We start from the raw sequence: 18853 nt of genomic DNA, 5'->3' as shown, positions 1-18853 counted from the left end.
GGCCATCGTGCTCGTGGTCTTTGCGATCGTGCCGGCGACTGCGCAGAAGCAGCGCCGCTTCTATATGCCGCTGGCCGCCGACGCCATGCAGGGCATCGCAGCCGAGCATGGCATGGTGGCGGCGCAGGAGAAGCTCGCAGCCCGGGTCGGCGCCGAGATCCTGCGCCGGGGCGGAAATGCGGTCGATGCGGCAGTCGCGACCGGCTTTGCCATGGCGGTGACCTATCCTCGCGCCGGTAATATCGGCGGCGGCGGTTTCATGGTGATCCACCTCACTGGTCGCAACGAGGATATCGCGATCGACTATCGCGAGACCGCCCCTGGCGCCATCAGCCGCGACATCTTTCTGAATGCCGAGGGCAAGCCCGATCCCGATAAGTCGCGCAATTCCGCGCTCGGCATCGGCGTGCCCGGCACCGTCGCCGGCCTCGCATTGGCGCTGGAGAAATATGGTTCCGGGAAATTCACGCTGGCGCAGATTATCAAACCCGCGATCGATCTCGCGCGCGAGGGTCTTGCTGTCACAGACGACACTGCGGACACGCTGCCCGACATGTATCGCCGCTTGTCGCGCTGGCCGAACTCGGTCAGGACATTCTCCCGCACCGATGGCTCGCCGCTGCATGAGGGCGACACGCTGATCCAAAGCGATCTCGCGACCACGCTCACTGCGATCGCCGAGCAGGGGCCGCGCGGCTTCTACGAAGGGCCGGTCGCCGAAAAACTCGTCAAGGCTGTCAGCGACGCCGGCGGCATGATGGCGCTGAATGATCTGAAATCCTATCAGCCTGTGATCCGCACACCCGCGCGCGGCACCTATCGCGGCTATGACATCATCTCGATGCCGCTGCCGTCCTCGGGTGGCATCGTGCTGCTGGAGATCCTGAATATCCTCGAGGGTTTCCAGATGTCCGACATGAAGCAAGGCTCTGCCGCTTCGCTCCATGTCATGATCGAGGCGATGAAGCGCGCCTATGCCGATCGCGCGCGTTATCTCGGCGATCCCGCCTTCATCAATGCGCCGACGGTCGCCCTCCTCGACAAGGATTATGCGGCCAGGCAGCGCGCCACCATCGACTTTGCGCGCGCCACGCCCTGGGCCGAGGCGGCAGCAAAGCCGCCGCAGCGCGAAGGCTCCAACACCACGCATTACTCCGTGGTCGACGAGCACGGAAATGCGGTCAGCAACACCTATACGCTGAACTTCCCCTATGGCGTCGGCCTCGTCGCCGAGGGCACCGGCGTGCTGCTCAACAACGAGCTGGACGATTTCACCGCCGCGCCCGGCGCCTCAAACGCATTCGGCCTGGTCGGCTTCGAGGCCAACCTGCCCGGCCCCGGAAAACGGCCGCTATCGTCGATGTCGCCAACCATCGTGCTGAAGGACGGCAAGCCGGTGCTGGTGACAGGCTCGCCCGGTGGCAGCCGCATCATCTCCGCGGTCACGCAGGTGATCGTCGATGTCATCGATTACAAAATGAACATCGCCGCCGCCGTCGCAGCCCCGCGCGTGCATCATCAATGGCTGCCGGACGAAGTGCGGATCGAGAAGGGATTTCCCGATGACGTGCTGGCCGAGCTCAGGGCCAAGGGCCACAAGCTCGTCGAGCCGCTCGGCTATTCCTCCGCGAATTCGATCCTGGTCACATCGAAGGGCCTGCTCGGCGCCCCCGACCCCCGCACCCGCGGCGCTGAGGCGGCGGGGTATTGACGCCGAAACGCAGGGTGCAATTTTGCAGGGTGGGCAAAGCGTAGCGTGCCCACCATCAACACTCTGCCCGTACTGGTGGGCACGCTGCGCTTTGCCCACCCGACATCATCGCGATAAATTTACCTTTCCCGCGACCCCGCTGCGTGCGATAGGCCCGGCCAATAAGAAACTCGCGGAGACCCAGACATGACAACATCGGATCCATCGAAGGCGATGGAAGTCGCCGAAATCCACGACAGCAGCCTGCTCGCGTTCTACCGTGACATGAACCTGCAGGAGCGGCGCACCTTCTGGGCCTGCTTCTCGGGCTGGGCGCTCGACGGCATGGATTTCATGATCTATCCGCTCGTGATCGGCACCATCATCACGCTGTGGAAGGTCGATGCCGGCACCGCGGGTCTTGCGGGCACGGTGACGCTGCTCTCTTCCGCCGTCGGCGGCTGGCTCGGCGGCTATCTCGCCGACCGCATTGGTCGCGTCAGGACGCTGCAGATCACCATTCTGTGGTTCTCGTTCTTCTCGCTGATCTGCGCGATTGCGCAGAATTTCGATCAGCTCCTGATCGCGCGGGCCATCCTGGGTCTGGGCTTCGGCGGCGAATGGGCGGCAGGCGCGGTGCTGATGGGCGAAGCGATCCGGCCGCAATATCGCGGACGTGCGGTCGGCTCAGTGCAATCGGGCTGGGCCATCGGCTGGGGTCTTGCGGTGCTCTCACAGGCGATCCTGTTCTCGGTTCTTCCAGCGGAAACCGCCTGGCGCTGGATGTTCGTGATCGGAGCGCTGCCGGCGCTCCTGGTGTTCTATCTGCGCCGCTATGTTACCGAGCCCGAGATCGCAGCCGCGACGCGCGTGAAGCAGCAGACCGAAGGCGACCGGCCATCGTTGTGGGAGATCTTCCACGGGCCGATCCTGAAGACCACGATCCTGGCGGCGCTGGCGGCGACAGGTTGCCAGGGCGGCTATTACGCCATCACCTTCTGGGTGCCGCGCTTTCTCACCACCGAGCGGCATCTTTCGATCGTCACCTCGACCGGCTATCTCGCTGCGCTCATCATCGGCTCGTTCATCGGCTATCTCGTCGGCGCCTGGCTCGCCGACCGCATCGGCCGTCGGAACCTGTTCCTGACCTTCTCGCTGGGCGCTATCGCCGTCGTGCTGATCTATACGCAAGTGGAGATCAGCAACGAATTATTGTGGGTATTGGGATTTCCGCTCGGCTTCTTTGCCTCCGGCTATTTCTCCGGCATGGGCGCGTTCCTGACTGAGCTGTATCCGACGCGGCTGCGCGGCTCCGGCCAGGGCTTCTGTTATAATTTCGGCCGCGGCATCGGCGCGCTGTTCCCGTACCTCGTCGGCGCGCTCTCGACCACGACCTCGCTCGCCAACGCGATCGCGATTTTCGCGGTCGCCGCTTACGCGGTATTCTTCCTGGCCGCCTACGCGCTGCCGGAGACCCGCGGCCGGGTGCTACATGCAGATGGCTGAAGCATGATGAGATCAAGCTGCGCCGGGATGGAGCTGCACTCCCTCTCCCGCTTGCGGGGGGGAGGGCTCGGGTGGGGGTGTCTCCACGATCGACACTCTTTGAGTGGAGAAAGCCCCCACCCGGCGCTACGCGCCGACCTCCCCCGCAAGCGGGAGAGGTGCACTGAGTGTGCGGCGGGAGCGAACCAACCAAATGGTATCTCACACTAGAATCGGAGGTTTGCCATGACGTCGCTCAACGGCAAGACGCTGTTCATCACCGGTGCGAGCCGCGGCATCGGGCTCGCGATCGCATTGCGGGCCGCGCGCGATGGCGCCAACATCGCGATCGCCGCCAAGACCACCGAGCCGCATCCGAAGCTGAAGGGCACGATCTATACCGCCGCCGACGAGATCCGCGCCGCCGGCGGCAACGCGCTGCCGGTCGTTTGCGACATCAGGGACGAGACGCAAGTGATCGCCGCAATCGAGAAAACGGTCGCGGAATTTGGCGGCATCGACATCTGCGTCAACAATGCCAGCGCGATCAGCCTGACCAACTCGCAGGCCACCGACATGAAGCGGTTCGACCTGATGATGGGTATCAACACGCGGGGCACCTTCATGGTGTCGAAATACTGCATCCCGCATCTGAAGAAGGCGGCAAACCCGCACATCCTGATGCTGTCGCCGCCACCAGACATGAAAACCAAGTGGTTCGAGCACTCCACCGCCTACACCATGGCGAAATTCGGCATGAGCATGTGTGTGCTCGGGCTGTCAGGCGAATTGCGATCGGCCGGTGTCGGCGTCAACGCGCTGTGGCCGCGCACGACGATCGCCACCGCCGCGGTCGGCAATCTCCTCGGCGGCGACGCGATGATGCGCGCCAGCCGCACCCCCGAGATCATGGGCGATGCCGCCCACGTCATCCTGACCAGACCTGCGCGAGAATTCACCGGGCAGTTCTGCATCGATGACAAGGTGCTGTATGACGCCGGCGTGCGCGATTTCGAACGCTATCGCGTCGACCCGAAGGTCGCGTTGATGTCGGATTTCTTCGTACCCGATGACGAGGTGCCGCCGCCCGGCGTCACCGTGCAGGCGCTGCCCTCCGTCGGCGAAGCCCAGAAGTCACGGTAGAACCCGATCGAAGCGAGCGCCGAGCTCTCCCTCTCCCCGTTCTTACGGGGAGAGGGAGAGCTGAGGGGCTGCTTCCACGAACACCGAATGCGCGGCAACACCCCTCACCCGGCGCTACGCGCCGACCTCTCCCCGCACGAGCGGAGCGAGGTGAGGCACGCCTACCGCCCCACCTGATACGGGCCGCCCTTCTCCAGCGCGCGGGCATAGGCCGGGCGCGCGTGAATCCTTTCGAGGAACGCCATGCACTTCGGATGGCCCTCATCCAGCCCGGCGCGTGCGGCGGCGGCTTCCAGCGGAAAGCTCATCTGGATGTCGGCCGCGCTGAATTCGTTGCCCGCGAACCACTGGCTTTTGCCGAGCTCCGCCTCCCAAAACGCCATGTGCTGCTTGAGCTGCGGATTGACCAGCATGGTCAGCGCCTGATTGGTCACCTTGCGCACCAGCGGCCGCAATAGCGCGGGCGCGCGCTTCGGCATCATCGTGAACAGCAGCTTCAGCAGCAGCGGCGGCATCGCCGATCCCTCGGCATAGTGCAGCCAATAGGTGTACCGCAGCCGCTCCGGCGTGGCGGGCGGCGGGACCAGGCGCCCCTTGCCATAGGTGGTGAGGATGTATTCGGCGATCGCGCCGGATTCCGCGATGGTGTTGCCGTTGTCGGTGATGACGGGCGACTTGCCGAGCGGATGCACCGCCAGCAACTCTTTCGGCGCGCGCATGTCCGGCCCGCGCTGATAGCGCACGATCTCATAGGGCACGCCAAGCTCCTCCAGGAGCCACAGCACCCGTTGCGAGCGCGAATTGTTGAGGTGATGAACAGTCAGCACGGCGTCCCCTAAAAATGCAAAGCCGGGAGTTCCCTATCAGCCAATCGGGAGATTCGCGATCAGGCCAAACGCTGCGAATTATTTACCCGGATGATATTGACACTCATATTATATCCGGGTACAAATCAATGAACCGTGAATCAAGCAGATAGCCCAAATGAACCAGACATTTACAGCCTTCGAGGGCCAACGTCGGCTCGCCGCCGGGCCGCTGGCCGAGGTCGCGCTGGCGGTCAAACAGATCGGCCAAACCGCCGAGCCGATCGCGATCTTCTGCGACCGGACCGGTCGTGCCATCGATCTCGACCTTCGCGGCAGCGATGATGAGATCCTGGCGAGGCTGCCGACATCAGCTCCATCAAGCGAGGCGCCCGAACCGCCGCCGAGCGAGCCGCGTGGCCGTGGCCGGCCGAAGCTCGGCGTGGTCGCGCGCGAGGTGACGCTGCTGCCGCGCCATTGGGAATGGCTCAACGCGCAGCCCGGCGGCGCTTCGGTCGCGCTGCGCAAGCTGGTGGACGAGGCCCGCCGCTTGAGCGGCGACCGCGATCGCCAGCGCGCCGCGCGCGATGCCGCCTATCATTTCATGTCGGCGATGGCGGGTAACTTGCCGAAATTCGACGAGGCCTCGCGCGCACTGTTCGCCGACGACCGCCGCCGCTTTGTCAGCGAGATCGCCGACTGGCCGCCCGACATTCGCGACCACGTCGTCAAGCTCGCCTACAGCGACCGGGCCGATTAGCGCGTGGTGAAGTTAAGCCACGATGGAGGTGCTCTCCCTCTCCCGCTTGCTTGCGGGTCGCTTGCGGGGAGGGCGGGGTGGGGGTTTCTCCACGAGTCGGACCGTTCTTTTGTGTGGAGAGAGCCCCGGCGCTTACGCGCCGACCTCCCCCGCAAGCGGGAGAGGTGAATCTGCGGCGCCGACCGATTCAATCAACTGCCTATCCCGTTTCAACAGGAATACCTTATGTCCAAGCCGCCGCCGCTCTGGAGGACGTTTCTCGCCTTCCTGCTGCCGATGATGCTCAGCAACATCCTGCAGGCGCTGTTCGGCACCATCAACAACATCTATCTGGGACAGATGATCGGGGCATCGAGGGGTATGGGCCGCCTATCCGATCACCTTCTGCACCATGTTCCTGCTGCAGATGGCCTATTACATGCTGGTCTGGCGGAAGCAGACCATCCGGCGTTTGATTTGACCGGAACGGGGTCATCACAATAGGATGACAATCATCATATTGTAGACGAGCCGCGCGGATCGCGCCACAATAGAGGCCAAGGAGAAACCCGAAGGGCCGAGCAAATGGCAGGGAAGGTCGCCCACCGGTTTGCCAGTCCATTCGCCCGTCCACTCTCAAGCAACAACAAACAAGGAATCATCCCATGCGCGTTCTCGTCGTCGGCGCCGGTGCGATCGGCGGATATTTCGGTGGGCGGCTGCTGCAGGCGGGCCGTGACATTACATTCCTGGTCCGCCCCAGGCGCGCATCCGAACTCGCGACCGCAGGCCTCGTGATCAAGAGCCCGAATGGCGACGTGACGCTGAAGAATCCGCCGAGCGTGCAGGCGGACAGGCTGAACGAAAAATTCGACGTCGTGCTGTTGAGCTGCAAGGCTTTCGACCTGGAGGACGCCATCAAGTCGTTTGCACCGGCTGTCGGTCCGGCCACCGCGATCATCCCGCTGCTCAATGGCATGCTGCATCTCGATGTGCTCGACCAGAAATTCGGCGCCGGTCATGTGCTCGGCGGACTCTGCGCCATTGCGGCGACGCTGAACGAAGCGCGCGAAGTGGTGCAGCTGCAGCCGATGCAGTCACTGACCTTCGGCGAGCGCGACGGCAAGATGTCGGACCGCGTGCGCGCGATCGCGGAGGTGTTTTCGGTCGTCAATGGCGCGACCGCGAGCGACCACGTGATGCAGGACATGTGGGAGAAATGGGTGTTTCTGGCTTCGCTCGCCGCCTCCACCAGCCTGATGCGCACCTCGGTCGGCAACATCCTGGCCGCGCCCGGCGGCAAGGACTTCCTGCTCGGCATCCTGGACGAATGCAGCGAGGTCGCGACCGCCGAAGGCTATGCGCTGGGCGGTCCGTTCTTCGAGCGCGTCAAGGGCATGCTGACTGCCGCTGGCTCGCCGATGACCGCCTCGATGTTCCGCGATATCAAGGCCGGCCTGCCAGTCGAAGCCGACCACGTGATCGGCGATCTCGTCGCCCGCGCCGATGCCGCCAAGATTCCGGTGCCGAAGCTGCGCACCGTGTATACGCATCTCAAGGCGTACGAACTGCAGCGGGGGTAACTCCGATCCTCCCCTTTCAGGGGAGGGTAAGATCAGAGATGCGCAAGATAATGCGCGAGTGCGGCGATCTCTTCTTCGCTGAGGGGATAGGCGACATCGGCCATTGCGGCCATGGCGCCGCCGGAGCGCGTGCTGGACTTGTAATCGTGCAGCGCCTTGACGAGATATTCCTCGCGCTGGCCGGCGATGCGCGCCACCGCCTTGGTGCCGGCGTAAGTATCGGTATGGCATGACGCACAGCGGCGGCCGGCGGCAGCCTGCTTGCCCTTCTCCGACAGATCAGGATCGTCGTCCTTCTGACCCTTCGGCGGCGTCAGCGAGGAGAAATAGGCGCCGAGATTGCGGATGTCCTCATTGTTGAGCTGCTCGACGATCGGCTGCATCTGCTCGTTCTTGCGGGTGCCGGCGCGGAAGAACACCAGCTGCCACTGGATGAACTGATCGGGCTGGCCGGCGAGCGAGGGGATGTTCTCGATCTGCGAAATGCCGTTTTCGCCGTGGCAGGCGACGCACATCGCGGCCTTCTCCTTGCCGGCCGCGGCATCGGCGGCGCGGGCGAGGGGCGTTGCGAGGAGAATTGAAGCCAGCGCAAGGCTGCTTACGGCGGACCAAATCAACTGCTTGCGCATGAAGCTCCACACCCACTGGGTTTTGTCATTCCGGGATGCGCGAAGCGCAGGCCCGAAATCCATAATCCCAACTCATGCTTATGGGTTCCGGACAGGCGCTTCGCGCTCCGGAATGACAGAGTCCAAAACAAGAGACTGCGGCCACCGTCGGGCCACCGCAGCCTCCCAATCGTCACAGTCTCACTTCTTGCTGTAGCTGATGCGATAGATCGCGCCGGCCCAGTCGTCGGCAACGAGGATCGAGCCGTCCTTGTCGAGGATGATGTCGGCGGGGCGGCCGAGATAGCCCTGGTCGCCTTCGATCCAGCCGGATGCCAACACTTCCTGCTTGGCGTTCTTGCCGTCGGGACCGACGATCACGCGCACGATCCGCCCGCCTTGGTACTTATGCCTGTTCCACGAACCGTGCTCGGCGATCAGGATGTTGTTCTTGTACTCCGCCGGAAATTGATTGCCGGTGTAGAACTTCATGCCGAGCGGGGCGACATGGGCGCCGAGATTGAGCACGGGCGGCGTGAACTCCGAGCATTTGTGCCCCATCGCGAATTTCGGATCGGGCATGTCGCCCTGGTGGCAATAGGGATAGCCGAAATGCTCGCCGATCTTCGAGATCATGTTGAGCTTGTCGCTCGGCAGGTCGTCGCTGACCCAGTCGCGCGCGTTCTCGGTGAACCAGTAGCGGCCGGTGCGCGGATCGACATCGCCGCCGACGCTGTTGCGGACACCGAGCGCCCAGATTTCCGCATTGCCGGTCTTGGGATCGACGCGGCGGATCTGCGAGAGGCTGGTCGGGGGAATACCGATGTTGAAGGGCGGTCCGAACGGAATGTAGAACCAGCCGTCCTTGTCAACAGCGATATATTTCCAGCCATGCGCGGCATAGGAGGGCATGTCGTCATAGACCACCTTGCCCTGGCCGAGATTATCTAGATTGGCTTCCGCATTGTCGTAGCGGACCAGCTTGTCGACCGCGATCACGTACAGCGCGCCGTCGCGGAAGGCGAGGCCGGTGGGCATGTTCAGCCCCTTGAGGACGGTCTTCACCTCTTTCTTGCCGTTGTTGTCCTTGATCGCATAGACATTGCCAAGCTCGAACGAGCCGACGAACAGCGTGCCCTTGTCGCCCCAGGCCATCTGCCGCGCGGCAAGCACGTTCGACGCATAGACCTCAATCTTGAAGCCCTGGGGCAGCTTGATCTTCTTGATCAGCGCTGCCAGTTCGGAATCGGAGGCGCCGGTCGGCGGTCCCGATGGCGGTGCAAGTCCCTTTTGCGCCTCGGTCTCGTCGCCCAGGAACCAGTCATCCGGCGGATGGGTCCAGAATTCCTTGGTGCCGGATTCGTATTTCTTCAGCGCCCTACCCTTGTCCTGCTGCTGTTGCGCATCCGCAAAGCCAGTCCCCGCCACAAGGGCGATGGTAGCAAGCGCAAGAATGGAACGATTGAAAACCGATTGCATCGCGTCACTCCCCTATCCAGCCAGGCGGCTGGCTCTTTATTGATTCTAACGAGACGATTGCAGTGGTCTGCGAGAGATAGGCTAGACGCGAAAAATGTTAGCACATCCCCCGCGCGTGAGAAGCGCAGGCGAACAACTCCGCATTCGAGCGAGGTCAAGACAAGTTGAGGGGATTCGCTTGCGCTGTTTTTCTTGCGAAAGCGGCCAGCGATGTCATTGCGCCGCAATATTCGTTCGAAGCTAACGCCTCCTGGCAGCGTCACGGCCGACGATGCGATTGTCCGGATGAATGATCGGCTGCGCCGTGGCCGAGCGACGTCTTGCATCTCGCCGACGATACCTCTTGGTGAGGGCTTGCTGCGGTCAAGCGGAGGAAGGCGCCTGCGCGCGGCCGCGGGAAAATGTCAGTTCGGCGGACGGGAAAATTTGGAGCGGGCGAAGGGGCTCGAACCCTCGACCCCGACCTTGGCAAGGTCGTGCTCTACCACTGAGCTACACCCGCATCCTGATGGCGGCAATCACTCGCCGGCAACGCCAGAGCTATGCCAAAAGCGGACCGCGAATGCAACAGGTCCGAAGGTGGCGAAATCACCTGATTTGATCAGAAATGATGAGGAAACGGCCGAAAGCAACGCAGCCGGGGCGATTCGTTGGCGGCTCAGCGCGTTTTTGATTGGGGAACCCGCTTTTCGATCTCCCGCCATGGAGGGCCGATTCGGCGCTCGCCGATTGAAATTTGGCGCCAAGCCGCCATTTAGCTGACGGGTGTTCAGTTCCGGCCGTGCTAGAACAGGCGCCAATCTTTAAGACATCAGGCGAGGATATCGTGACGATAGTTGAGCAGGGCGGCGGTCCGGCGCCGCAGGCAGGCGATCTGATCAAGGAAACGACCACCCAGACGTTCGTCAAGGACGTCATCGAGGAGTCGAAGCGCCAGCCGGTGCTGATCGATTTCTGGGCGCCTTGGTGCGGACCCTGTCGCCAGCTCACCCCCATCCTGGAAAAGGCGGTGACCAACGCCAGGGGCCGGGTCAAGCTCGTCAAGATGAACATCGACGAGCATCCGTCGATCCCCGGCCAGATGGGCATCCAGTCGATCCCGGCCGTGATCGCCTTCGTGGGCGGCCAACCGGCTGACGGTTTCATGGGCGCGATCCCGGAGAGCCAGGTCAACGCCTTCATCGAGCGGCTGACCAAGGGCGTCCCGGCCGCGGGCGAGCCAAATATTGCGGAAATCCTAAAGGAGGCCGAGGCCGTGCTCGCCGAAGGCGACGCTGCGGCCGCGGCGCAGATCTATGCCGAGGTGCTCGGGATCGATGCCACCAATATTGCCGCGCTCGCCGGTCTCGCCAAATGCTACGTCACGACCGGTGCAGTCGACCAGGCCAAGCAGACGCTCGGCATGGTGCCGGAGTCCAAGCGCAACGATCCGGCTGTGACGGCGGTGCAGGCCGCGATCGACCTCGCCGAGCAGGCGCAATCGGTCGGTCCGGTCGGCGAATTGGAACAGAAAGTCGCCGCAAATCCGCTCGATCATCAGGCGCGGTTCGATCTTGCGACCGCACTGAACGCGATGGGCAAGCGCAGCGAGGCGACGGGCCAGCTCCTGGAGATCGTCAAGCGCGACCGCAACTGGAACGACGACGGCGCGCGCAAGCAGCTGATCCAGTTTTTCGAGGCGTGGGGCGGGGCGGATGAAGCAACCGTTGAGGGACGGAAGCGGCTTTCGACGATCCTGTTCTCTTAGAGCATGATCCGGATCCGGAGAGCCGCGTAGCGCAAAGTGGAGACCGGCTTTCCGAAATGGTCATGCTCAAACAAAAGAGATGAGATTATAGTCCGATTTGGATAATCGGATCATAATCTAGAGTAACGCGCGCGCATAACACCGGGGCCGCAGATGCCGATCAATGCCGAATATCGGGGCCCGGCCGAACTCCCCGAGGTCATCCCGGTGTTCCCGCTTGCCGGCGCGCTGCTGTTGCCACGCGGCCAGATGCCGCTCAACATCTTCGAGCCGCGCTATCTCGCGATGGTCGACGATGCCTTCCGCGACGGCCATCGGCTGATCGGCATGATCCAGCCCGACGTGACTCATTCGCACAATGAAGCGACGCCGGTGCTGTTCCGCATCGGCTGCGCCGGACGCATCACCCAGCTCGCCGAATCCGGCGACGGCCGCTACATCCTTGAGCTCACCGGCGTGGCGCGCTTCAAGGTGGTCGAGGAGCTCAACGTGCTGACCCCCTATCGCCAGTGCAAGGTCGATTTCTTCTCCTTCAAGGATGATTTCGTCGCGCGCAAGGGCGAGGAGGATGTCGACCGGGAAGCGCTGCTCTCAGTGCTGACGGACTTCCTCAAGGCCAACAATCTGAAGGTCGACTGGGCCGGCATCGAAGCCGCGCCCAATGAGGCGCTCGTCAACGCGCTGGCGATGATGTCGCCCTATGGACCGGCGGAAAAGCAGGCGATGCTGGAGGCACCCGACCTCAAGACCCGCGCCGAAATCCTGATCGCGGTAACCGAGATGGATCTCGCCAAGAAGCGCACCAGCGGCGACCCGCCGCTGCAGTGATTCGCGCCCCGTCCGTCATTCTCCTCTGCCGTCATTCCGGGGCGTCCGAAGGACTAGGCTAGCCCGGAATCCATTTCTCCAGCGGCGCTGCGGCGCGATGGATTCCGGGTTCACGCTGCGCGTGCCCCGGAATGACAGTGTTGGGCGTGGCCGGCTAATACCCCGCAACCGCCATTGCCACCACGGCGCCGAGCGCCATCCAACCGAAATGGCGACCGCGTGTCGCAACCGCGTTGGCGAAGGCCGCAAAAGCAAATACGCAGGCGAGCGTGACGACGATCCAGTGCCGCGCCACGTCCGAGGCCATCCAGGGCGCGGCGAGCAGCAGCACGCCGCCGCCGATCCACGCCACCGTGCCGGCCTGCCAGACCAGCCGGATCAGCGTGCGAAGCCGCGCCGGCTCGATCGTCATTTTCGGAAACACCTTGAACTCGCCGAGGTAACCGTGGATCAGCGCCGCCGCGATCGCAGCGAGGCCGGAACATTGCAGCAGGATATCGCGCATCGTTCGCCTCCATACAGTAGTGTATGGTTATCGGCCGCGCCTTGGCGCCTGTCAATACACTGATGTATGGTCGGACCAACGATGGTGCTCCGCATGACCGATCAGCTTTCCGCAAAGGACTGGCTCGACCAGGGCCTGAAAGCACTGGCAAAACGCGGCTTCACCGCGCTGAAGGCCGAACCCTTGGCAAAAGAGATGGGCGTCTCCCGTGGCAGCTTTTACTGGCACTTCGCCGATATCGCCGCCTATCACGCCGCCGTCCTGAAACATTGGCGCGAGATCGCCGCCGAGCGGATCATCGTCGATGTCGAGGCGGCAGCGGCGGGTTCCGACGCCCTGGCGGTGCTGCTGCGCCGGGTGTTTTCCGAAAGGCTGGCACTGGAAAACGCCGTCCGAAGCTGGGCGAACGTCGACGCCGGCGCACGGGCCGCCGTGCAGGCGATCGACCAGCGGCGGCTCGGCTATGTCGAGGACCTCCTGAAGCGGGCGGGTCTCACCGACGACGTGGCCCGCATCCGCGCCCAGATCTTCTATTGGGCATTTCTCGGCCAAGCGCTGACGGAGCAGCCGCTTCCAAAAGCCAAGCAGCAGGCGATCATCGACGAACTGTTGCGGATGGCGGCGCGCTGATCGGATGTGATAGAGAACAGTCCTCAAGCTGGAAGACTGTCATGAGCGCCCCGACCGATCATCCCGAAAGCACCGCCGATCCGAAGCTCCTCGAAATCCTGGTCTGTCCGATCACCAAGGGCCCGCTGGAGTTCGACGCCGCACGGCAGGAACTGATCTCGCGCTCGGCAAAGCTCGCTTATCCGATCCGCGACGGCATCCCCATCATGCTGCCGGAAGAAGCGCGCAAGATCGAGTGATGGAAGAGGCGAATAGCGAATAGGGAGTGGCGAATGGAGAACCCTTCCATTCGCCACTCGCGATTCGCCATTCGCGGCTTACAGCGCTTCACCCTTCAACAGCCGCGGTACTTCTCCCGACAGGCCGGCCGCCTGGCGGATGAACAAGCTTTTCAGCGGCGGCAGGCGGTCGACGACGCCGAGCCCGACGTCGCGCACGGTTCGCAACAACGTCGACTCGTTGGAGAACAGGAAGTTCAGCGAATTGGTCGCGACCCCCATCGCCATGGTGTCGAAGCGGCGCCAGCGCTGGTAGCGCTCGAGCACATCGGCCTGGCCAAGATCGATGCCGAGCCGTGCCGCATCGACCACGACTTCCGCCAATGCCGCGACGTCCTTGAGGCCCATGTTGAGCCCCTGTCCTGCAATGGGGTGGATTAGATGCGCGGCGTCGCCGACCAGCGCCAGCCGTTCGCCGATGAAGGAGCGCGCGACGAAATAGCCGAGCGGAAACGCGCGGGGCTTATCGAGCGCCTTGACCTCGCCGAGATGCAGGCCGAAGCGCCGTTCCAGTTCGTCGTGGAATTCCGCTTCGCTCAAGCCGACGATGCGGGAAGCTTCCTCGCGGTTCTCGGTCCACACCAGCGACGAGCGTTTTCCCTTCAGCGGCAGGATCGCAAACGGACCGGCGGGCAGGAAGTGCTCTTCGGCGCGGCCTTGGTGGTCGCGCTCATGACCGACCGTGACGACGATGCCGGACTGATCGTAGTCCCAGCCATGGGTGACGATGCCGGCGCGCTCGCGCAGCTTCGAGCGCGCGCCATCCGCAGCCACCAGCAGGCTCGCTTCGATCACACTGCCATCTGCGAGCGTCACGCTGACGAGATCGGCATTGGCTTCGAAGTTTGAGACCGCGGTCGCGCGCAGATCGATGCCGGCGGCCTCGGTGCGCGCCACCAGCGCGTCGATCAGAAGCCTGTTCTCGACCATATGCGCAAAGGGCTCGCCGGGTTCGACATCGCCGGCAAAGGTCAGGAAAGCCGGGCGCGTGGCATCGTCGAGCCGGGAATCGGTGACGACCATATCGAGGATCGGCTGCGTGGTTTCCGCGATCTCGCCCCAGATGCCGATCGCCTCGAACAACCGGCGGCAGGCGGCGACGATCGCGGTCGCCCGCGGATCGCGGCTCGGGCGCTGCCCGAGCGCCGGATCGGTCACGATGACGGGGATTTCGGTGCCCAGCCCCTGGCGCACCGCCAGGGCCAGCGCCAAACCCGCAAAGGCGCCCCCGCAAATGACAATGCCTCGCTGTGCCGACATGCAAGTCCCTTACGTGCTCATGCCCTCAGACTGTGCTTGCTACCTGATAACAGCTGGGCGAAACAGTGGCACCAAACAAGGTGCTTAGAGCATGATCCGGAAAAGTGGAAACAGGTTTTCCGAAGGATCATGCTCAAATAGTAAAGGGATGAGATCATGATCTCATCCCACGCACCGTCATTCCGGGGCGCGCGCCAGCGCGAACCCGGAATCCAGAGGTTTTCGGCGCGAGATTCCGGGTTCGCGCCTACCTACGACGCGCCCCGGAATGACGGCGGAAGAGGAAGCTTTCATGTCAAAAAGCCTGATTGACCTGCTGTCCATCCTGGATCTCGAGCCGCTCGAGGTGAACCTGTTCCGCGGCAACAGCCCGAAGACAAGCTGGCAGCGGGTGTTCGGGGGCCAGGTGATCGGCCAGGCTATGGTCGCGGCCTGCCGCACCGTCGAGGGCCGCCTGCCGCATTCGATCCATTGCTATTTCATCCTGCCGGGCGACCCGCAGGTCCCGATCATCTATCAGGTCGAGCGGCTGCGCGACGGCAAGAGCTATTCGACCCGCCGCGTCACCGCGATCCAGCATGGCAATGCCATCTTCTCGATCATGGTGTCATTCCACGCCGAGGAGCAGGGCGCGTTCGATCACCAGGAGAAGATGCCGGACGTGGCGCCGCCGGAAAAGCTCACCGCGGAGGAGGTGTCGAAGCAGCCGATGTTCCGTGAAATGCCGGACTTCATCCGCCGCTACTACGAATCCGATCGGCCGATCGAGCTGCGCCCGGTCGAGCTCGGCCGCTATTTCGGCCAGAAGATCGAGGGCGGCCGCATCCATGTCTGGATCCGCACCGCGGCCAAACTGCCCGACGACCCCGCCCTGCATCTGTGCGCGCTCGCTTACGCCTCCGACTTCTCATTGCTCGATGCGGTGATGGCGCGCTATGGCCGCACGCTGTTCGACAAGCGCATGATGCCGGCAAGCCTCGATCACGCGATGTGGTTTCACCGACCGTTCCGCGCCGACGAATGGCTGCTCTACGCGCAGGATTCGCCGAGCGCGCAATCAGGTCGCGGCCTGACGCGCGGCCTGATCTTCAAGCCCGACGGCACGCTGGTGGCGTCAGTGGCACAGGAAGGTTCGGTGCGCGAGCGGAAGTAGCGCGCGGTAGAATTGCAGCCGCGATGAAACTGCGCTCCGTCTCCCGCTTGCGCCGCTTGCGGGGGAGGGCTGGGGTGGGGGTGTCTCCGCGATCGACACTCTTTGAGTGGAGAAAGCCCCCACCCGGCGCTTACGCGCCGACCTCCCCCGCAAGCGTAGGGGAATCGCATATGGCCATGGAGAAGTATTGCATAGCGGCGCGAATTGGATTCTTGGAGTGTCTCCCGCTTTCGGAAGGAGACCCAAATGCGCAATGTCAGGCGCATGTTTCGCCCGCTCAAGGATCCGCGTGCCAGCAACGCCAAACACAGTCTGGTGGATATCCTCGTCATCGCCTTGGCGGCGACGCTGGCCGGCGCCAAGACCTGCACCGAGTTCGAGTTCTTCGGCAAAGGCCGAGAGGAGCTGTTGCGGCGGCTCCTGGAACTCAGACACGGCATTCCCAGCCACGATACGTTCAACAACGTCTTCCGGGCACTGGACCCGAAGGGTCTGGAAGCGGTCCTGCGCAAGCTCGGCAAGAGTTTCGGCGTCAGGGGGATGGTCAGTATCGACGGCAAGGCCCTGCGCGGAGCCTTCCCGCGGGGCCGGCAGTCCATGCCGCTGCACATGGTCAATGTCTGGGCGGCAGGCACACGCATGGCGTTGGCTCAGAGGAAGGCCCCCAATCGCAACGAGGTTGCCGGCGCTCTCGAAGTCCTCGCCCTGCTCGATCTGGACGGTGCGCTTGTCACCGCCGACGCCTTGCATTGCCGGCCCGACACGGCACAGGCCATCCGCGACCGGAAGGGCCACTACGTGTTGGCCATCAAGAGCAATCGAGGCCGGCTCTTCAAAGCCGTCAAAGCGCTGCTCGATGCCGCCCGAAAGCCAGCGCGGGCGAGCCAGCGAAAGACCTCCGCTCATGACCGCGTCGAGCGCCGGCAGGCCATCGTCGTGCCGGCACCACAGTTGGCGAAGCAATACGGCTTCCCCGCTATCGCTGCCGTCGGCCGCATCGACAGTTGGCGCGCCAGCGCCGGCAAGCCCGCCAAGCACAAGCTCCGATACTTCCTGGCCTCGCGCCTGCTGTCGGCCAAGAAGTTGCTCGACGTCGTGCGTGCCCATTGGGGCATCGAGAACAACCTGCACTGGGTTCTCGATACGGTGTTCGACGAAGATGCCTGCCGCAGCCGCAAGGATCACGGGCCGGAAAACCTCGCCGTCATCCGCAAGCTCGCCATCAATATCCTGCAGGCAACGCCAGGACCTGCTCGCATCAGCCACAAAATGCTCCAGGCCAGATGGAACAATGACTTCCTTCTCTCCGCACTTGCCCATATGCGATAGCCCTACCCGCAAGCGGGAGAGGTGAAGCCAATCGGCATCTCATCCGATCACGCTACGCGTTGGCGAGCGTGCTGCGCTCGATCAGCGCGAATTGCGACACGTACCATTTCGTGTACCAGCGCAACGCCCAGGGAATCGGAATCAGGAAGGCGCAGCCGATCGCGAACACGATGGTTCGCCACAGCATGTCCAGCCCCGACGCCTTGAAGATCACCTCGCGACGTGTGCCGTCGATATTGCGGCAGATCCACCGCACCTGCGCCGTGTAGACCCACGCCCAACCGATGATGGTAATCACTGAAAGTACGACAAAGATATTCCAGCCGAGATAGGCCCAGATCGAGCCGCTGAAACTCAGGCCGAGCGGCTGGCCATTTGCGGCGATGTTGGCTACGAACCATTTAATCAACAGCCAGTATAGCGCGATCTGGACGAGCAACATCAAGTTGTTCAGCACCTCCGAGCCGATCATGGCGACGGCAATAAAGAGCGCTACCGCCGCGAAATACCAGAACAGCGTCAGCGGTTGACCGGTAAACGAGAGATTGGGTCGCCCTGGAACGTGCACGGAGGACACGATCCACCGGCAGTACATCACGATGACCCATGGCGTCGGAATGATGAAGATCAGGCCCAACCAGAGCACGATGGTTCGCCAGGTGATCTCCCAGACCTCGAAATCGATCGACAACGCGCCACCGGTATAGCTGGCGGCGCCGACGGTCGGAGTGCTCCCAGGTCCAGTTGCCAGTGGGTCGGAGCTATCCGGGATCAGCCCAGGAACTTCGCCCGCCTTCTGCCAGCCCGACATCCCCTCGGTCCAGACCAGCGTATCCGGCCCGACGGTGCCTCGGGCGATGAAATCGTGAAGCTGGGATTCTGGAAATGGACCCTTTTGCTGGCCCTCGGATGCATAAAACCAGGATCGATCGGCCATGGCATTTCCTTAGGAGAACGCGATTGGTGCAAACGCGCGCCAATACAGCGACTGGCGAAGCAGGAAAGCCGCATTGTGAGGGACGATCATGTCCCCTGTACAGGGAGCGAGGCCCGCCCCTGCCAATGTTTTCCCCCTAAACCTGCAACTTTTTTGTGCCATTTGCCCAGAAAGATGCCAGATTGCCCGGCATCGGAGGCCACCCGGAGAGCAGGGGTGGCCGCGCTCAAGGAAAATGCGGGCCGCTAGCCATGAAACTTGTCGTCGCCATCATCAAACCCTTCAAGCTGGACGAGGTTCGCCAGGCGCTGACCGAGATCGGTGTCCACGGCATGACCGTGACTGAGGTGAAGGGCTACGGGCGTCAGAAGGGACACACCGAGATCTACCGCGGCGCAGAATATGTCGTGAACTTCCTGCCCAAATTGCGCATCGAGATCGCGGTCGCATCCGACATCGCCGACAAGGCGGTCGAAGTCATCACCGCAAAGGCGCGCACCGGCCAGATCGGCGATGGCAAGATCTTTGTCACGCCGATCGATCACGCGCTGCGGATCCGCACCGGCGAGACCGACAGCGACGCGCTCTGAGAATTCTCACGCGGGCCAACAGCGCCGACGGTCACATCAACAGGCATCATTTCATTTCTGCTG

At 63.2% G+C, this 18853-nt stretch carries 19 protein-coding genes and 1 tRNA gene; 13 read left to right on the top strand and 7 right to left on the bottom strand.

Annotation, left to right across the window (positions count from 1 at the left end):
• The first annotated feature begins 64 nt into the window (after positions 1–64).
• The 3 genes from ggt to J6497_RS30620 all read left to right on the top strand — a co-directional run bounded on the left by ggt (position 65) and on the right by J6497_RS30620 (position 4318).
• The gene (gene ggt / locus J6497_RS30630) at positions 65–1711 is read left to right on the top strand and encodes a gamma-glutamyltransferase (RefSeq protein WP_225707987.1); all 1647 of its coding nucleotides are present in this window, start codon (positions 65–67) and stop codon (positions 1709–1711) included.
• Positions 1712–1897: 186 nt separating this feature from the next.
• Entirely contained in the window at positions 1898–3196 is a 1299-nt protein-coding gene (locus J6497_RS30625; protein WP_225707967.1) for an MFS transporter, read from the top strand.
• A 225-nt stretch (positions 3197–3421) separates the two neighbouring features.
• Entirely contained in the window at positions 3422–4318 is an 897-nt protein-coding gene (locus tag J6497_RS30620; protein WP_225707966.1) for an SDR family oxidoreductase, read from the top strand.
• Between the two features lie 161 nt (positions 4319–4479).
• Here J6497_RS30620 and J6497_RS30615 read toward each other — a convergent pair whose 3' ends face one another.
• Positions 4480–5145 carry a glutathione S-transferase family protein gene (locus J6497_RS30615; RefSeq protein WP_225707965.1) on the bottom strand — a complete coding sequence of 222 codons (666 nt, stop codon included), beginning with the start codon at positions 5143–5145 and terminating at the stop codon, positions 4480–4482.
• A gap of 157 nt (positions 5146–5302) precedes the next feature.
• Between J6497_RS30615 and J6497_RS30610 the strand changes: the two genes are divergently transcribed.
• From J6497_RS30610 to panE, 3 genes are all read left to right on the top strand, one after another.
• The gene (locus J6497_RS30610; protein WP_225707964.1) at positions 5303–5884 is read left to right on the top strand and encodes a DUF2239 family protein; all 582 of its coding nucleotides are present in this window, start codon (positions 5303–5305) and stop codon (positions 5882–5884) included.
• A 225-nt stretch (positions 5885–6109) separates the two neighbouring features.
• On the top strand, positions 6110–6367 hold the full coding sequence (locus J6497_RS30605; protein ID WP_225707963.1) for a hypothetical protein: 258 nt from the start codon (positions 6110–6112) through the stop codon (positions 6365–6367).
• A gap of 161 nt (positions 6368–6528) precedes the next feature.
• On the top strand, positions 6529–7446 hold the full coding sequence (panE, locus tag J6497_RS30600; RefSeq protein WP_225707962.1) for a 2-dehydropantoate 2-reductase: 918 nt from the start codon (positions 6529–6531) through the stop codon (positions 7444–7446).
• 32 nt (positions 7447–7478) lie between these two features.
• Here the strand turns inward: panE and J6497_RS30595 are convergent, their stop codons facing one another.
• The 3 genes from J6497_RS30595 to J6497_RS30585 form a co-directional block, all read right to left on the bottom strand.
• Positions 7479–8075 (bottom strand): c-type cytochrome, encoded by a 597-nt coding sequence (locus tag J6497_RS30595; protein WP_225707961.1) that lies wholly within the window; start codon positions 8073–8075, stop codon positions 7479–7481.
• Positions 8076–8255: 180 nt separating this feature from the next.
• A complete protein-coding gene (locus J6497_RS30590) occupies positions 8256–9533 on the bottom strand; it encodes a PQQ-dependent sugar dehydrogenase (protein ID WP_225707960.1) in 1278 nt (425 codons plus the stop codon).
• A gap of 427 nt (positions 9534–9960) precedes the next feature.
• A tRNA-Gly gene (locus J6497_RS30585) sits at positions 9961–10035 on the bottom strand.
• 324 nt (positions 10036–10359) lie between these two features.
• Here J6497_RS30585 and trxA point away from each other — a divergent pair.
• On the top strand, positions 10360–11280 hold the full coding sequence (gene trxA, locus J6497_RS30580; RefSeq protein WP_225707959.1) for a thioredoxin: 921 nt from the start codon (positions 10360–10362) through the stop codon (positions 11278–11280).
• A 153-nt stretch (positions 11281–11433) separates the two neighbouring features.
• The gene (locus tag J6497_RS30575; RefSeq protein ID WP_225707958.1) at positions 11434–12108 is read left to right on the top strand and encodes an LON peptidase substrate-binding domain-containing protein; all 675 of its coding nucleotides are present in this window, start codon (positions 11434–11436) and stop codon (positions 12106–12108) included.
• Between the two features lie 154 nt (positions 12109–12262).
• Here J6497_RS30575 and J6497_RS30570 read toward each other — a convergent pair whose 3' ends face one another.
• A complete protein-coding gene (locus J6497_RS30570; RefSeq protein ID WP_225707957.1) occupies positions 12263–12613 on the bottom strand; it encodes a hypothetical protein in 351 nt (116 codons plus the stop codon).
• 93 nt (positions 12614–12706) lie between these two features.
• Here J6497_RS30570 and J6497_RS30565 point away from each other — a divergent pair, with 93 nt between their 5' ends.
• Together J6497_RS30565 and J6497_RS30560 are read left to right on the top strand one after the other, a co-directional pair.
• Entirely contained in the window at positions 12707–13243 is a 537-nt protein-coding gene (locus J6497_RS30565; RefSeq protein ID WP_225707956.1) for a TetR/AcrR family transcriptional regulator, read from the top strand.
• 41 nt (positions 13244–13284) lie between these two features.
• A complete protein-coding gene (locus tag J6497_RS30560; RefSeq protein WP_225707955.1) occupies positions 13285–13482 on the top strand; it encodes a Trm112 family protein in 198 nt (65 codons plus the stop codon).
• Positions 13483–13560: 78 nt separating this feature from the next.
• Here J6497_RS30560 and J6497_RS30555 read toward each other — a convergent pair whose 3' ends face one another.
• Positions 13561–14781: a ubiquinone biosynthesis hydroxylase gene (locus J6497_RS30555; protein WP_225707954.1), complete on the bottom strand. Its 1221-nt coding sequence runs from the start codon at positions 14779–14781 to the stop codon at positions 13561–13563.
• 292 nt (positions 14782–15073) lie between these two features.
• On the opposite strand from J6497_RS30555, the gene tesB reads away from it, so the two are divergent.
• Positions 15074–15934, top strand: coding sequence for an acyl-CoA thioesterase II (tesB, locus tag J6497_RS30550; protein ID WP_225707953.1), 861 nt, complete (start codon positions 15074–15076; stop codon positions 15932–15934).
• A gap of 246 nt (positions 15935–16180) precedes the next feature.
• A complete protein-coding gene (locus J6497_RS30545) occupies positions 16181–17263 on the top strand; it encodes an ISAs1 family transposase (protein WP_225707952.1) in 1083 nt (360 codons plus the stop codon).
• Between the two features lie 52 nt (positions 17264–17315).
• Here J6497_RS30545 and J6497_RS30540 read toward each other — a convergent pair whose 3' ends face one another.
• Positions 17316–18200, bottom strand: coding sequence for a DUF4339 domain-containing protein (locus tag J6497_RS30540; RefSeq protein ID WP_225707951.1), 885 nt, complete (start codon positions 18198–18200; stop codon positions 17316–17318).
• 251 nt (positions 18201–18451) lie between these two features.
• Between J6497_RS30540 and J6497_RS30535 the strand changes: the two genes are divergently transcribed.
• Positions 18452–18790 carry a P-II family nitrogen regulator gene (locus J6497_RS30535; RefSeq protein WP_028164749.1) on the top strand — a complete coding sequence of 113 codons (339 nt, stop codon included), beginning with the start codon at positions 18452–18454 and terminating at the stop codon, positions 18788–18790.
• Positions 18791–18853 lie beyond the last annotated feature (63 nt).

This window comes from Bradyrhizobium cenepequi (genome assembly GCF_020329485.1).
In the GTDB taxonomy this organism is placed as follows: Bacteria; Pseudomonadota; Alphaproteobacteria; order Rhizobiales; family Xanthobacteraceae; genus Bradyrhizobium; species Bradyrhizobium cenepequi.
This window is presented reverse-complemented; position numbering and strand designations above follow the sequence as displayed.

Coding starts and splice junctions, on each gene's coding strand:
- ggt (WP_225707987.1), top strand. CDS start 65: ATGCCGCTGGCCGCCGACGCCATGCAGGGCATCGCAGCCGAGCATGGC.
- J6497_RS30625 (WP_225707967.1), top strand. CDS start 1,898: ATGACAACATCGGATCCATCGAAGGCGATGGAAGTCGCCGAAATCCAC.
- J6497_RS30620 (WP_225707966.1), top strand. CDS start 3,422: ATGACGTCGCTCAACGGCAAGACGCTGTTCATCACCGGTGCGAGCCGC.
- J6497_RS30610 (WP_225707964.1), top strand. CDS start 5,303: ATGAACCAGACATTTACAGCCTTCGAGGGCCAACGTCGGCTCGCCGCC.
- J6497_RS30605 (WP_225707963.1), top strand. CDS start 6,110: ATGTCCAAGCCGCCGCCGCTCTGGAGGACGTTTCTCGCCTTCCTGCTG.
- panE (WP_225707962.1), top strand. CDS start 6,529: ATGCGCGTTCTCGTCGTCGGCGCCGGTGCGATCGGCGGATATTTCGGT.
- J6497_RS30595 (WP_225707961.1), bottom strand. CDS start 8,075: ATGCGCAAGCAGTTGATTTGGTCCGCCGTAAGCAGCCTTGCGCTGGCT.
- J6497_RS30590 (WP_225707960.1), bottom strand. CDS start 9,533: ATGCAATCGGTTTTCAATCGTTCCATTCTTGCGCTTGCTACCATCGCC.
- J6497_RS30575 (WP_225707958.1), top strand. CDS start 11,434: ATGCCGATCAATGCCGAATATCGGGGCCCGGCCGAACTCCCCGAGGTC.
- J6497_RS30570 (WP_225707957.1), bottom strand. CDS start 12,613: ATGCGCGATATCCTGCTGCAATGTTCCGGCCTCGCTGCGATCGCGGCG.
- J6497_RS30565 (WP_225707956.1), top strand. CDS start 12,707: ATGACCGATCAGCTTTCCGCAAAGGACTGGCTCGACCAGGGCCTGAAA.
- J6497_RS30560 (WP_225707955.1), top strand. CDS start 13,285: ATGAGCGCCCCGACCGATCATCCCGAAAGCACCGCCGATCCGAAGCTC.
- J6497_RS30555 (WP_225707954.1), bottom strand. CDS start 14,781: ATGTCGGCACAGCGAGGCATTGTCATTTGCGGGGGCGCCTTTGCGGGT.
- tesB (WP_225707953.1), top strand. CDS start 15,074: ATGTCAAAAAGCCTGATTGACCTGCTGTCCATCCTGGATCTCGAGCCG.
- J6497_RS30545 (WP_225707952.1), top strand. CDS start 16,181: ATGCGCAATGTCAGGCGCATGTTTCGCCCGCTCAAGGATCCGCGTGCC.
- J6497_RS30540 (WP_225707951.1), bottom strand. CDS start 18,200: ATGGCCGATCGATCCTGGTTTTATGCATCCGAGGGCCAGCAAAAGGGT.
- J6497_RS30535 (WP_028164749.1), top strand. CDS start 18,452: ATGAAACTTGTCGTCGCCATCATCAAACCCTTCAAGCTGGACGAGGTT.